This is a genomic window from Stenotrophomonas sp. KH_052, from assembly GCF_057838755.1.
Window position 1 is genome coordinate 3,348,557 of sequence record NZ_CM174475.1, and the last position, 13,412, is coordinate 3,361,968.

Here is a 13,412-nt window from a genome sequence, read left to right on the forward strand (position 1 = left end):
TTTTAAACCAGCGCACGGGAAAGCCCAAGGGCTACCGTACGGCCCGCTGAATGGGCTTCGCTGGCGGCGTCAAATTGCAATGATTACCATGTCGGCGCAGGTCGCCCCGTGCCAGCCTGCCCGCTTTCCCCCAGGACCCTGTGATGCGCCACCCGCTCCGACCGGCTCCCGCCGGCCCCGCCCGTGCCCCGCGTTCGCCAGCCTGCAGCCGCGCAGGTCGCGCGCAATGATCACCGTCGGCCTTTCCACGCTCGGCTTCTGCAGCCTGGGCATGCTGGCGGCGATGTTCTCGGCGCTGGCGTTCTATGCCGCCTCGCCGCACTGCCGCTGGCCGCGCCTGCGCCGTGCCGGCCGCCTCGGGCGGCAGATCGGCCTGGTCGCCGCCGCTGCCGCGCTGTGGCTGTGGATGGCCGAGCTCGGTTTTGCCGCCGGCCTGGTGGCGATGCTGTGCACCTGGATGCTGGCGGCGATGCTGCTGCCGGCACTGGCCGCCTGGCATCGCCCCGGCACGGAGTCGCCGTGATGTGGCCGCGCGCCTTCGCCGGCATCGTGGCCGGCTTCCTCCTGGCCGCCGCCGCGACCGGACTGGTGACCTGGTTGCCGCCCGGGCCATGGCAGAACGCGCTGGTGCCCAGCCTGATCACCTTCATCCCGCTGTGGATGCTGGCCGCCCTGTGGGCGTTCAGTTTCCGCAGCGCGCTGCGCGCCTGGCTGGTGCTGGCGGGCAGTGGCGCCGCCGGCTTCGCCGTGCTCGCGCTGCTGCGCCTCACCGGCGCGGTGCAATGAGACCCGCCGCATGAAGTTCAGTTCGCAGACCCTGCGCACATTCACCACCCTGCACACCTGGGTCGGCCTGGTCGCCGGCTTCGGCCTGTTCGTAGCCTTCTATGCCGGTGCACTGACCCTGTTCCACCACGACCTGCCGCTATGGCAGACCCCGGGTGCAGCCAGCGCATTGCCGGCCGGCCTGGACGACGCACAGTACCTGCTGGAAGACGTTCTGGCCGCGCATCCGGAGGCGCGCCGCCACATCGGCATGACCTTCCCCGGCACCGAACACCCGCAACCGCTGGCGTACTGGCAAGCCGACGACGGCAGCTGGCGCTACGCCTGGCCAGGGCAGATCGCCGGCAGCCCGACGCCGCCGCAGATCGGGCTGGCCGAACTGGTCAACGAACTGCATTACAGCCTCGGCCTGCCGGTGGCCGGCATCTACGTGATGGGCATCGTCAGCCTGCTGTATGGCATGGCCCTGCTCAGCGGCCTGGTGATCCACCTGCCGAAGCTGTTCGGTGACCTGTTCGCACTGCGCCCCGGCCGCAATCTCAAGCAGTTGTGGCAGGACGCGCACAACGTGATCGGCGTGCTCAGCCTGCCCTTCCACCTGATGTTTGCGGTGACCGGCGCCCTGCTCTGCCTGGTGTTCGTACAAATGGCCCTGCTCAATCCGTTGATCTACGACGGCAAGGCGCTGCAGGCGGTGCCGACGGCGATGGACACCGCGCCGGTGCGCGACGCCAGTGGCATTCCCGCGGCGCCGGGCAGCCTGCGCGTGCTGCATGCACGTGCGCTTGAAGTCGCCCGTGCACAAGGCGTGGCCAACTTCGAGCCGGCCTACCTGAAGCTGGCCAACGCCGGCGATGCCAATGCCACCATCGAGATCACCGGCGAATCCACCGGCACGCTCGGCCCACTTGGCGCGGTGGCGCTGGACGTGACCACCGGCAACGTTCTGGCCTCGCAGCTGCCAGGCCAGCGCGACGCCAACCACGCCACGCTCAGCGCCGCCTACGCGCTGCACTTCGGCGAATTCGGCAACGGCGTGGTGGTCTGGCTGTACTTCCTGCTCGGCCTCGGCGGTGCCTTCCTGTTCTACTCCGGCAACCTGTTGTGGATCGAGTCGCGGCGCAAGCGCCGCCAGCCGCAGCAGCCGCGTGCCGGTGTGAACATGGCGCGGGCCACGGTCGGCGTCTGCATCGGCCTCTGCGTAGCGATCTCGGTCGCCTTCGTCACCGCTTTGGTGCTGGAGCGGTGGGCACCGTCCGCGGTCGACCAGGGCATCCGCTGGGCCTGCTTCGGCAGCTGGGTGTTGTGCGCGTTGTGGGCGGCGCTGCGACGCCCGGCACAGGCCGCACGCGAGCTGCTGTGGGCCGCAGCGATCAGTACCGCGCTGGTGCCGGTCGTGCACGGCGCGCTCAATGGTGACTGGCTGTGGCGCGCGGCCGCACGCGGCCACTGGCCGCTGTTCTGGGTCGATGCGATCGCGCTGGCCATGGCCTTCGGCTTCGCCCGCCTGGCGGTGGCCAGCCAGCGCCGTGCCCGCCACGGCGATCCGAACAGCGTCTGGGCCGATTGAGCCAACGCCGGGCACGGCCCGGCGCTACCGAAGCGGTCAATCGCCGATGCGCGCCTTCTGCCAGGGGCCCAGCATGGCGTTGAGCAGGCTGGCCTGCTCGTCGTCGCCGGTCAGCTCCCACATGAACACCCCGGCCAGGCCCTGCTCACGGGCGAACTGCGCACGCAGCCCGATCGAACGCGGGTCTTCGTAGCTGATGAAGACCTTCTGCTCCGCGTTGTACAGCCAGGGGCTCTGCGCCTGCGGCTGCCAGTGCTTCGTCCAGCCGGGCTGGTCGAGATAGCGCGCCTTGATCACCCGCCAGTCACCGGCATCGGACGGGGCGCTGTAGGCCTGGTACAACCCGTCGGCAGCCTCGCCGGTGACCTTGAAGCCGCGTCCGTAGAACGGCACGCCCAGCACCAGCTTGTCGGCCGGTACGCCGTGCTCACGGTAGTACTGCACCGCGCCGGCCACGTTGTTCCAGCGCCGCAGTTCCGGCGCCAGCGGATCGGCTGGCACCTCATGCAGCGGCGCGTTGAAGGTCGACACCGCCGAGAAGCCGGTGCCCATGTCGTAGCTCATCAGGTTGATGAAATCGAACAGCCTGGCCAGCGCCGGCAGGTCGTAGCTCGCCGCGGGATCGTAGGGGCCGTCGGTCTGCAGGCGGCCGGCGGCCAGCGCAGCAGTCAGCAGCATCGGCTGGCCCGCCTTGCGGCCGCGCGCATCAAGGGCCACGCGGAAGGCCTGCGCAAGCCGGGTCAGGTTGGCGCGATCCTGCGGGCGGTGTGCCAGCTCCTTCGGCCCGCCACTGACCGGGAACTCCCAGTCGATGTCGACACCGTCGAAGCTTCCAGCATGGCGCTCGAAGAACAGCGCCATGCACGAGTCGACCAGGCGCTTGCGGCTGGCCTCGTTCAACGCTGCATCGGAGAATCCGCCGGCGCCCCAGCCACCGATCGAAATCAGCGTGCGCAGGTGCGGGTGCGCCTTTTTCAGCTCAGCCAGTGCAGCGAAATTCTTCGGCGCTTCCGCACCGATCGTGCAGCGCCCGTCCTCGATGGTGGAGAACGCATAGAACAGATGGGTCAGGCGCTCGGCCGGAATGCTCGACACCGGGTAGCGCTCGGCCGAACCACCGGGGTAGTAGGCACCGAAGATCGGCGGCTGCGCCGGCGCGGCGTGCGCGGCGATGGGCAAGGCACCGGCAATCAGCACGGCAAGAACGGCCACGGTCTGGCGGAACATGGGAACTCCCGGGTCAAAGGCGCAGCCACGTTAGCAAACAGAAGCGGCAGCGGCATGGATGTCCGCGCATGTCGTCCCGTGGACAGGCACCGGCCGTTGCAAGCTGCCATGGGCCTGGCCAACCCATGTCGAAAGCAGGTCGCTGCAAGACAACATGCGGCCTGCCTGGGCTATGGTGTCGCTGGATTTTTACCGGCACACGGACATGACCACAGACCACGACACAGATGGCGAACTGCTTGACGACGAGACCCTGGAAAAGCTGCAGGCTCTGGAGGCGCGCGCCTATGCGGCATTCGACGAGGGCGATCTGGTCGATGCAGCCGATCTGTTCGGCGAGCTGGTCGAACTGACCCCTTGCATCCCCCACCTGCACTACATGCGCGGATTGGCACACAAGTACCTGCGTGACTGGCCCGCTTCACTGCAGGACAACCTGCGCTCGGAACAGCTGCGCAACGAATTCGACGTCGCTACCGCGTGGAATGCCGGCATTGCCGCCACCGGCGCGGGTGACTGGGTGGAAGCACGCAGGCAGTGGAACCGATGCGGCATCGCCGTGCCGGGAGGTGAAGGCCCGATCGAAGGCAATTTCGGCGTCGCCTGTATACGCCTGAATCCGTGGTCAAGTGGCGAAACCGTCTACATGCGCCGGCTGGACCCGGTGCGTGCACGGGTAGAGAACGTGCCGTTGCCCGAGAGCGGATTCCGCTTCGGCGACATCGTGCTGCACGACGGTGCCTCCACTGGGCAACGCCTCTACGGTGAGCGCCAGGTACCGGTGTTCAATGCCATGCAACGCCTGCAGCAATCGGACATGGCCACCTATGCGGTATTCGTGCAATGCGATGCGGCCGAGGACATCACCGCGCTGCGGGCGCTGAGCCTGCCCGGCATCGGCCTGGTCGAGGACTGGACCCATTCGGTGCGCCACCTCTGCCTGCGCTGCAGCTATGGCACGCCGCACCAGGATGATGATGGCGACGCAGATGACGACGAAGGCTGGGTACGCGATCGCAACCTCGGTATTGCCGCACAAGGCCGGGCTGCGGTGGAGAAGTTGATGGCGGTGTGGACGGCGGCCGGCGCTGGCCGGGTGCTGGAGGCCATCGAACAGCGCGAGCACCCGTTGAGCGACCCGAAGCCAGGCCAGGTCTGGTGGCTGGGGGAAGAGGAAGAAAGCGCGTAAGTGCAAGGACCAACGGTCCTCACCCACAGGATTCCAGGCAAAGAAAAAGCGGGCCGAAGCCCGCTTTTTCATCTGCGAAAGCGTGAGGACCAACGGTCCTCACCCACCGCACAATCGGCAATGCCGATTATTCGGCGCTGGCGCCTTCGCCTTCTTCAACGGCCTTCATCGACAGGCGGATACGGCCCTGCTTGTCGACTTCCAGCACCTTGACCTTGACCACATCGCCTTCCTTCAGCACGTCGCCGACCTTCTCGACGCGGTCGCTGGAGATCTGCGACACGTGCACCAGGCCATCCTTGCCCGGCAGGATGGTGACGAACGCACCGAAGTCCATGATCTTGGCGACCTTGCCTTCGTAGATGCGGCCCGGCTCGACGTCCGAGGTGATCTGCTCGATGCGGGCCTTGGCGGCCTGCGCAGCGATGGCATTGACCGAAGCGATGACGATGGTGCCGTCATCCTGGATGTCGATCTGGGTGCCGGTTTCCTTGGTGATGGCCTGGATGGTCGAACCACCCTTGCCGATCACTTCGCGGATCTTGTCCGGGTGGATCTTGATGGTCAGCAGACGCGGCGCGTAGTCCGACAGCTCTTCGCGCGGAGCGGTCAGGCCGTGGGCCATTTCGCCCAGGATGTGCAGACGGCCAGCCTTGGCCTGCTGCAGTGCCTGCTTCATGATCTCTTCGGTGATGCCTTCGATCTTGATGTCCATCTGCAGGGCGGAGATGCCCTCAGCGGTACCGGCCACCTTGAAGTCCATGTCGCCCAGGTGATCTTCGTCACCCAGGATGTCGGACAGGACGACGAAGCGATCGCCTTCCTTGACCAGGCCCATGGCGATACCGGCAACCGGCGCCTTCACCGGCACGCCGGCGTCCATCAGGGCCAGCGACGAACCGCAGACCGAGGCCATCGACGAGGAACCGTTCGACTCGGTGATTTCCGAGACAACGCGGATGGTGTACGGGAACGACTCCAGCGACGGCATCACTGCCAGCACGCCGCGCTTGGCCAGACGGCCGTGACCGATCTCGCGACGCTTCGGGCCCATCATGCGGCCGGTCTCACCCACCGAGTACGGGGGGAAGTTGTAGTGGAACAGGAAGTTTTCCTTGTACTCACCGGAGACGGCATCGATGACCTGGCCATCACGGGCGGTGCCCAGGGTGATGGTCACGATGGCCTGGGTCTCACCACGGGTGAACAGCGAGGAACCGTGGGTACGCGGCAGCACGCTGGTCTTCACCGCGATCGGGCGGACGGTGTCCAGCGCACGGCCGTCGATGCGGACCTTGGTGTCCAGCACCGAGTTGCGCATGGTGCTGTATTCCAGCTCGCCGAATTCCTTCGACAGTTCGGCCGGGTTCCAACCTTCGGCGGCAACGCGGCCGGCCAGCGACTCGACCACGTCCTTCTTGATCGCCGAGATGGCGTCACGGCGCTGCAGCTTGTCACGCACCTGGAAGGCTTCGCCCAGGCGCGGGCCGACCGCTTCCTGCACGGCGCTGATCAGCGCGGTGTTCTTGGCCGGGGCTTCCCAGGTCGACGGCTTGGTGCCGGCTTCGACGGTCAGCTCGTTGATGGCGTTGATGACCTTCTGCATTTCGCGGTGACCGAAGGTCACGGCGCCCAGCATCACGTCTTCGGACAGCAGCGCGGCTTCGGATTCCACCATCAGCACGGCGTTGGCGGTACCGGCAACGACCAGCTCCAGCTGCGATTCCTTCAGCTCGGATACGGTCGGGTTGAGGATGTACTCACCGTCCTTGTAACCGACCTTGGCGGCAGCGATCGGGCCCTTGAACGGGGTACCGGCCAGCGACAGCGCGGCCGAAGCACCGATCAGCGCCGGGATGTCACCGTCGATCTCCGGGTTCAGCGACATCACCGTGGCGATGATCTGGACTTCGTTCTTGTAGTCTTCCGGGAACAGCGGACGGATCGGACGATCGATCAGGCGCGAGATCAGGGTTTCCTTCTCGGTCGCGCGGCCTTCGCGCTTGAAGAAGCCACCCGGGATGCGGCCACCGGCGTAGAACTTCTCCTGATAGTCGCAGGTCAGCGGGAAGAAGTCCTGGCCCTCACGCGCGCTCTTGGCGGCAACGGCGGAGACCAGCAGCACGGTGTCGTCGAACTTGACGATGACGGCGCCACCGGCCTGGCGGGCGATTTCGCCAGTCTCAAGCGTGACGGTGTGCTTGCCGTACTGGAAGGTTTTGGTGATTTTTGCCACGGATGGATGTCCTTGGGGATGCTGTCTGCGAATTGGACCGTCGGCGACCCTTGCCGCCAGCGGGTGACCGGATCGTTCCGGCCTGAATCGGGGATTGCGGTGCTACAAAACAAAACCGCGGCGCATCGCTGCGCCGCGGGGGATTCGTTGCTTAGCGACGCAGGCCAAGCTTCTCGATCAGGGCCTTGTAACGCTCGACGTCCTTCTTCTTCAGGTAGTCGAGCAGGCTGCGACGGCGGTTGACCATCTGCAGCAGGCCGCGGCGGCTGTGGTGGTCCTTCTTGTGGGTCTTGAAGTGGCCGGTCAGCAGTTCGATGCGGGCGGTCAGCAGTGCAACCTGGACTTCCGGGGAGCCGGTGTCAGCCGAGCTGCGCTTGTTGTCTTCAATGACCTTCTGGGTGTCGATCGACATTTCTTTTTTCTCAGTGATGCGTGGCCGGCAGGAACGCGCTTCGCGCACCGCCAGGCTCGCCGTGGACTACGAGGATGAAACCTGCGCAAGGCAGGCTGCCGGAAAACGGCCGCGAAATTGTAACGGGCAGGGGCCTCCGGGACAAGGTCCGGGGCTGAACCGACCTGCCCGGGTCAGAGGTTGAAACGACGCTGCGGCGCCAGCAGCCCGCTGTCATCGACCTGGCCCAGCCCCTGGACAACCGCGTCCGGACCAAACACGGCAACCAGCCCGCGTGGCCAGGACGGATCGCGCTGGCGCTGGCCGACACAGAAGCGGTGGACCTGGTCGGCATCCAGCTCGACCCGTGGGTATTCAGCCAGGCCGGCCGCCAGCGGCAGCAGCAGCGCGTCCATGCCGGCCTCATCGCCCGCCTCGACCATCGCCCGCAGCTGGTCCAGGGTGACCATGGCCGGCTGGTGGAAGGGCTCGACCCAGAGCCGGCGCAGCGCACTGATATGGGCACCGCAGCCCAGGCTTTCACCGAGGTCACGGGCCAGGCTGCGGATGTAGGTGCCCGAGCCGCAGGTCACGCGCAGGCGCAACTGCTCCGGCTGCTGCTCCAGCACCTCGATGGCATGGACCCGGACCTCGCGCTCGGGTGCCTCGATGGCATCCCCACGGCGGGCCTTCATATACAGCGGTTCACCGCCCTGCTTCAGCGCCGAATAGATCGGGGCACGCTGGCGGATGCTGCCGGTCAGCGGCGCCAGCGCGGCCTGCAGCGCCTCGGCACTGATCTGCGGCACCGGGCGCTGCAGCAGCACCTGGCCCTCAGCATCGTCGGTGTCGGTGGTCTGGCCGAGCACGATCTCGGCGTCATAAGCCTTGGCCGAGCCCAACAGCAGGCCGGCGATCTTGGTCGCCTCGCCGAAGCACAGCGGCAACAGGCCGGTGGCCAACGGATCGAGGCTGCCGGTGTGGCCGCCCTTCTCGGCACGGAACAGGCGGCGGGCCACCTGCAGTGCGGCGTTGGAGCTCATGCCGGCGGACTTGTCGAGCAGCAGGATGCCATCCAGGCGGCGGAACTGAATTCGGGTCATGACAGGTACGGGTAGCGCCGGGCCATGCCCGGCGAGCGCGCAGCGCGGTCTGCATCAGACATCACGTTGCCGGAATGCAACAACGCCGGGCATGCCCGGCGTCGCGCGGTTATTCGTCGTCGCCTTCGCGACGCTTCTCCGCGGCCAGCGTATCGGGCAGGTCGCGCAGGATGTTGTCGATATGCTCACCGCGATCGACCGAGTCGTCGTAGTGGAAATGCAGCTCCGGCACGTGGCGCAGCTTCATCGCCCGGGCCAGGTCCATGCGCAGGCGATAGCCCAGCTCCTTCAGGCCGGCGACGGCTTCGGCCGAACGCTCGGGCATCAGTGCGGTGACGAACACCTTGGCATGGGCCATGTCGCGGGTGATTTCCACGTCGGACACGCTCACCGAGGGCAACCCATGCTCGCGCACGGCGTTGTGCACCAGGGTGCCGAGTTCACGGCGCAGCTGGGCGGAGACACGGTCGGTTCGGTGGAAAGTCTTGGGCACGAGGGACTCTTGGTTCAGTTGTCGCCCGACCAACGGTCGGGCGCTACTCTTGATTCAATGGTCGCCCGACCAACGGTCGGGCGCTACTACATGGTACCCGACCGTTGGTCGGGTTCTACATCATGGTAGGGCCCGACCGTTGGTCGGGCCACTGCACAGCATTACAGGGTGCGCGGCACTTCAATACGCTCGAAGCACTCGATCTGGTCACCCGGCTTGACGTCGTTGTAGGCCTTCACCGCGATACCGCATTCGGTACCGTTGCGGACTTCCTCGACGTTTTCCTTGAAGCGGCGCAACGATTCCAGCTCGCCTTCGAAGATCACCACGCTGTCGCGCAGGACGCGGATCGGCTTGTTGCGCTTGACCACGCCCTCGATGACCATGCTGCCGGCCACGGCGCCCAGCTTGGAGCTGCGGAACACGTCACGGACCTCGGCGATACCGATGATCTCTTCGCGGATCTCGACGCCCAGCAGACCGGAGGCCACCTGCTTCACCTGATCGATCACGTCATAGATGATCGAGAAGTAACGCAGGTCCACGCCGTTGGATTCGATGATGCGGCGGGCCGAAGCATCCGCACGCACATTGAAGCCGATGACGGTGGCCTTCGAAGCGGCCGCCGAATTGGCGTCCGACTCGGTGATGCCGCCCACGCCGGAGTGGATCACGTTGATGCGGATGTCTTCGTTGGACAGCGCGACCAGTGCCTGGCTCAGTGCCTGCACCGAACCCTGCACGTCGGCCTTGATGACCAGGTTGAGGACCTGCTGGCCCTCGCCCTTGCCCAGGGTCGCCATGATGTCTTCCATGCGGCTGCCAGCGGTGGCGACCAGGCGCGATTCACGGCGCTTGGTTTCACGCTGCTGGGCAACGTCCTTGGCCAGGCGCTCGTCGTCGACGACGACGAAGTCGTCACCGGCTTCCGGCACGCCGGACAGGCCCAGGACCTGTACCGGGATGGACGGCCCGGCGAACTCCGGCTGCTTGCCGGTTTCGTCGAACAGGGCACGCACGCGGCCGTACTGGATGCCGCACACCAGGTAGTCGCCCTTCTTCAGGCGGCCCTGCTGCACCAGCACCGTCGCGACCGGGCCGCGGCCCTTGTCCAGCGAGGATTCGATGACCACACCATTGGCGCGACCTTCGTCGACCGCCTTCAGTTCCAGCAGTTCGGCCTGCACCGACACCGCGTCCAGCAGGTCGTCGATGCCCAGGCCGGTCTTGGCCGAGATCTCCACCATCTGGATGTCACCACCGAAGTCTTCGGCCACGACCTGCTCGGAGAGCAGTTCGTTCTTGACCCGCATCGGGTCGGCACCGGACTTGTCGATCTTGTTGATGGCCACGATCAGCGGCACACCCGCCGAACGGGCGTGCTGGATCGCTTCCTTGGTCTGCGGCATGACGCCGTCGTCGGCTGCAACCACCAGCACCACGATGTCGGTCAGCTTGGCACCGCGGGCACGCATCGAGGTGAACGCGGCGTGGCCCGGGGTATCCAGGAAGCTGATGACGCCCTTCGGCGTATCGACGTGGTAGGCACCGATGTGCTGGGTGATGCCGCCGGCTTCGCCGGTGGCGACCTTGGTACGGCGGATGTAATCCAGCAGCGAGGTCTTGCCGTGGTCGACGTGGCCCATGATGGTGACCACCGGCGGACGCTGCACGGCTTCGCCCTGGTTCTCGCCAGCGGAGGCGAGCAGTGCGTCTTCGGCATCGTTGTCGTTGGCACGGATGGCCTTGTGCCCCAGCTCTTCGGTGACCAGCGCGGCGGTGTCATGGTCGATGGACTGGGTGATGGTGGCCATCACGCCCATCTTGAACAGCGCCTTCACCACCTCGCCACCCTTCAGCGCGAGCTTCTGCGCCAGGTCGGCCACGGTGATGGTCTCGCCGATCGCCACTTCACGCACCACCGGCGCGGTCGGACGTTCGAAGGCGTGCGGACCAGCGTTGTTGCCACCACGCGACATGTCGCGACGGCCACCGCTCTGGTTGCGGCCACCCGGACGACCACGGTTGTTGCTGTTGTTGCTGTTGCCACGACGCGCACGGTCGGCAGCCGACAGATGCATCTGGCCGGCGAAACGGTCGCCCGGGCCACGCTCGTTGCGCGGCGCGCTGCGGTTGTTGCGGTCGTCGCTGCGCGGCGGCGGCGGCGGAGCACCACGCGGCGCAGCCGGGGCGGCAGCCGGGGCGCGCGGCGGGCGCGGCGCGGTTTCGTCGATCGGAGCGCGTACCTTGGGCTTGCTGGCAGCCAGCGCCTCGGCAGCCTTGGCAGCAGCCGCAGCCTCCTCGGCAGCCTTCTTCTCGGCTTCAGCACGCTCCTTGGCGGCAACCTCTTCCTCACGGGCACGGACGATGGCCTCGTCGCGCAGACGATCCTTCTCGGCCAGGGCCTGCTGTTCGGCAAGGTTGCGGGCACGCGACTCTTCCAGCTTGCGCAGGATGTCGGCGCGCTCTTCGTCCGGAGTCATGGCGCGAGCACCATCCTTGACGTAGGTACGCTTCTGGCGCACCTCGACATTCACGGTCGTCTTGCTACGACCGGAATTGACCGTCACTTCCTGCTGCTTCCGGCGGTTGAGCGTGATCTTCTTTGCAGACTGATCGGTCTCTTCCGGGGCCTGCTCGGGCTTGCCGTGCGAACGACGAAGGAAGCCCAGGAGCTTTACCTTCTCGGAGCTGGTCACGACCTGGTCGGGACCGCTGAACTTCATGCCGGCACCGGCCAGCTGTTCCAGCAGTTTTTCGACCGGCGTGTTGACCAGTTCGGCAAGCTTGCGGATGGTGGTTTGCTGCGACATTCGGATCCTATGATCTTGTGGGCGCCCCCCCGCATGTGGAGGTGGCGCGGATTCTACGCCCTGAGCGGCTCAGGGCCCTGTTCATTGCCGGCTCATTCGCCGCGTTCCAGTCGGGCGATCTCCTCGGCACGGGCGGCCAGGATCAGCGCAGCGGCGCGCGCCTGATCCAGTCCTTCGATGCCGAAGTCCATGACCTCGTCGGCGGCCAGGTCGGACAACTCCTCGCTGGTGCGCACGCCGTGGCCGGCCAGCGCATACGCGGTGGCTTCGTCCATGCCCTTCAGGGACAGCAGGTCCTGCGCCGGCTGGCCGTCTTCAAGGCCTTCCTCGACTGCCAGGGCCTCATTGAGCAGCGCATCGCGGGCACGAGCGCGCAGCTCTTCGACGATGTCTTCGTCGAAACCTTCCACGGCCAGCAGTTCGCCGACCGGTACATATGCGATTTCCTCGACGGTGCCGAAGCCTTCGCTGACCAGGATGCCGGCGATTTCCTCGTCCACTTCCAGCTTGTCCATGAACAGCTGGCGGGCCGAAGCCTGCTCGGCCTCCGACTTGGCGGTGACCTGGTCCTGGGTCATCACGTTGAGCTGCCAGCCGGTCAGGCGGCTGGCCAGGCGCACGTTCTGGCCGCCCTTGCCGATCGCCTGGGCCAGGCGGTCTTCGGCAACGGCCAGGTCCATCGAATGCTTGTCTTCATCGACGATGATCGACTGCACTTCGGCCGGCGCCATCGCATTGATGACGAAGTTGGCCGGGTTGTCGTTCCACAGCACGATGTCCACGCGCTCGCCATTGAGCTCGTTGGACACGGCCTGCACGCGCGAACCGCGCATGCCGATGCAGGCGCCGATCGGATCGGTGCGCTGGTCGTGGGCGAGCACGGCGATCTTGGCGCGGTCACCCGGATCACGGGCACAGGCCTTGATTTCCACCAGGCCCTGGCCGACTTCCGGCACTTCCAGCTTGAACAGCTCGATCATGAATTCCGGGGCGGCGCGGCTGATGAACAGCTGCGGGCCACGCGGCTCCGAGCGCACTTCGGCCAGGTAGCCGCGCACGCGGTCACCCGCGCGCAGCACGTCGCGCGGAATGCCCTTGTCCTTCGGAATGAAGCCTTCGGCGTTGCCGCCCAGGTCGACATAGATGTTGCCGCGCTCGGCGCGCTTGACCACACCGGTGATCAGCTCGCCAACGCGGTCCTTCCATGCATCCACGACCTGCTGGCGCTCGGCTTCGCGCACGCGCTGCACGATCACCTGCTTGGCAGCCTGGGCGGCGATGCGGCCGAAATCCGGGTTTTCGATCTGCTCTTCGATGTAGTCGCCGACATCCACGCCTTCGGCTTCGTCGACGGCATCCATCAGGCGGATCTGACGGTCCGGCGATTCCATGACCACGTCATCGGCCACCACTTCCCAGCGGCGGAAGGTTTCGTAGCTGCCATCCTTGTGGTCGATGACCACGCGGGTCAGCACTTCCTCGTCGGGATAGCGCTTCTTCGCTGCCGAGGCCAGGGCGGCCTCGATGGCATCGAAGATCACTTCACGCGGCACGCCCTTCTCGTTGGCGACTGCGTCGACTACCAGCAACAGTTCCTTGCTCAT

11 protein-coding genes are annotated in these 13,412 nt (G+C 66.4%); 4 read left to right on the top strand and 7 right to left on the bottom strand.

All coding sequences use genetic code 11. The features are described 5' to 3' along the window. The first annotated feature begins 226 nt into the window (after positions 1-226). From AC3ITW_RS15520 to AC3ITW_RS15530, 3 genes are read left to right on the top strand one after another with little or no spacing between them, the layout of a single operon-like run. Positions 227-523 (top strand): hypothetical protein, encoded by a 297-nt coding sequence (locus tag AC3ITW_RS15520; protein ID WP_005410439.1) that lies wholly within the window; start codon positions 227-229, stop codon positions 521-523. Beyond that, a complete protein-coding gene (locus AC3ITW_RS15525; protein ID WP_012511696.1) occupies positions 523-786 on the top strand; it encodes a hypothetical protein in 264 nt (87 codons plus the stop codon). The genes AC3ITW_RS15520 and AC3ITW_RS15525 overlap by 1 nt, the downstream gene beginning before the upstream one ends. 10 nt (positions 787-796) lie before the next feature. Next, positions 797-2,356, top strand: a complete 1,560-nt coding sequence (locus AC3ITW_RS15530) for a PepSY-associated TM helix domain-containing protein (RefSeq protein WP_153675991.1) — start codon at positions 797-799, stop codon at positions 2,354-2,356. A 36-nt stretch (positions 2,357-2,392) separates the two neighbouring features. Here the strand turns inward: AC3ITW_RS15530 and AC3ITW_RS15535 are convergent, their stop codons facing one another. Next, positions 2,393-3,583 (bottom strand): glycoside hydrolase family 18 protein, encoded by a 1,191-nt coding sequence (locus AC3ITW_RS15535; RefSeq protein ID WP_489389705.1) that lies wholly within the window; start codon positions 3,581-3,583, stop codon positions 2,393-2,395. Between the two features lie 205 nt (positions 3,584-3,788). Between AC3ITW_RS15535 and AC3ITW_RS15540 the strand changes: the two genes are divergently transcribed. Continuing rightward, complete coding sequence (locus AC3ITW_RS15540) at positions 3,789-4,772, top strand: hypothetical protein (RefSeq protein ID WP_489389706.1); 984 nt, start codon at positions 3,789-3,791, stop codon at positions 4,770-4,772. A gap of 127 nt (positions 4,773-4,899) precedes the next feature. On the opposite strand, the gene pnp is transcribed toward AC3ITW_RS15540, so the two are convergent. From pnp to nusA, 6 genes are all read right to left on the bottom strand, one after another. Continuing rightward, positions 4,900-7,008: a polyribonucleotide nucleotidyltransferase gene (gene pnp, locus AC3ITW_RS15545; RefSeq protein WP_012511700.1), complete on the bottom strand. Its 2,109-nt coding sequence runs from the start codon at positions 7,006-7,008 to the stop codon at positions 4,900-4,902. Between the two features lie 151 nt (positions 7,009-7,159). Continuing rightward, positions 7,160-7,420, bottom strand: coding sequence for a 30S ribosomal protein S15 (rpsO, locus tag AC3ITW_RS15550; protein WP_005410445.1), 261 nt, complete (start codon positions 7,418-7,420; stop codon positions 7,160-7,162). A gap of 173 nt (positions 7,421-7,593) precedes the next feature. Next, positions 7,594-8,502, bottom strand: a complete 909-nt coding sequence (gene truB, locus AC3ITW_RS15555) for a tRNA pseudouridine(55) synthase TruB (protein ID WP_489389707.1) — start codon at positions 8,500-8,502, stop codon at positions 7,594-7,596. A gap of 109 nt (positions 8,503-8,611) precedes the next feature. After that, positions 8,612-8,995, bottom strand: a complete 384-nt coding sequence (gene rbfA / locus AC3ITW_RS15560; RefSeq protein ID WP_012511702.1) for a 30S ribosome-binding factor RbfA — start codon at positions 8,993-8,995, stop codon at positions 8,612-8,614. Between the two features lie 161 nt (positions 8,996-9,156). After that, on the bottom strand, positions 9,157-11,808 hold the full coding sequence (gene infB, locus AC3ITW_RS15565; RefSeq protein WP_012511703.1) for a translation initiation factor IF-2: 2,652 nt from the start codon (positions 11,806-11,808) through the stop codon (positions 9,157-9,159). A 92-nt stretch (positions 11,809-11,900) separates the two neighbouring features. Then, the gene (nusA, locus tag AC3ITW_RS15570) at positions 11,901-13,412 is read right to left on the bottom strand and encodes a transcription termination factor NusA (protein ID WP_006381058.1); all 1,512 of its coding nucleotides are present in this window, start codon (positions 13,410-13,412) and stop codon (positions 11,901-11,903) included.

Bases quoted from the DNA above. Each gene is read 5' to 3' on its own strand.
- AC3ITW_RS15520 (WP_005410439.1), top strand. From the start codon at position 227: ATGATCACCGTCGGCCTTTCCACGCTCGGCTTCTGCAGCCTGGGCATG.
- AC3ITW_RS15525 (WP_012511696.1), top strand. From the start codon at position 523: ATGTGGCCGCGCGCCTTCGCCGGCATCGTGGCCGGCTTCCTCCTGGCC.
- AC3ITW_RS15530 (WP_153675991.1), top strand. From the start codon at position 797: ATGAAGTTCAGTTCGCAGACCCTGCGCACATTCACCACCCTGCACACC.
- AC3ITW_RS15535 (WP_489389705.1), bottom strand. From the start codon at position 3,583: ATGTTCCGCCAGACCGTGGCCGTTCTTGCCGTGCTGATTGCCGGTGCC.
- AC3ITW_RS15540 (WP_489389706.1), top strand. From the start codon at position 3,789: ATGACCACAGACCACGACACAGATGGCGAACTGCTTGACGACGAGACC.
- rpsO (WP_005410445.1), bottom strand. From the start codon at position 7,420: ATGTCGATCGACACCCAGAAGGTCATTGAAGACAACAAGCGCAGCTCG.
- truB (WP_489389707.1), bottom strand. From the start codon at position 8,502: ATGACCCGAATTCAGTTCCGCCGCCTGGATGGCATCCTGCTGCTCGAC.
- infB (WP_012511703.1), bottom strand. From the start codon at position 11,808: ATGTCGCAGCAAACCACCATCCGCAAGCTTGCCGAACTGGTCAACACG.
- nusA (WP_006381058.1), bottom strand. From the start codon at position 13,412: ATGAGCAAGGAACTGTTGCTGGTAGTCGACGCAGTCGCCAACGAGAAG.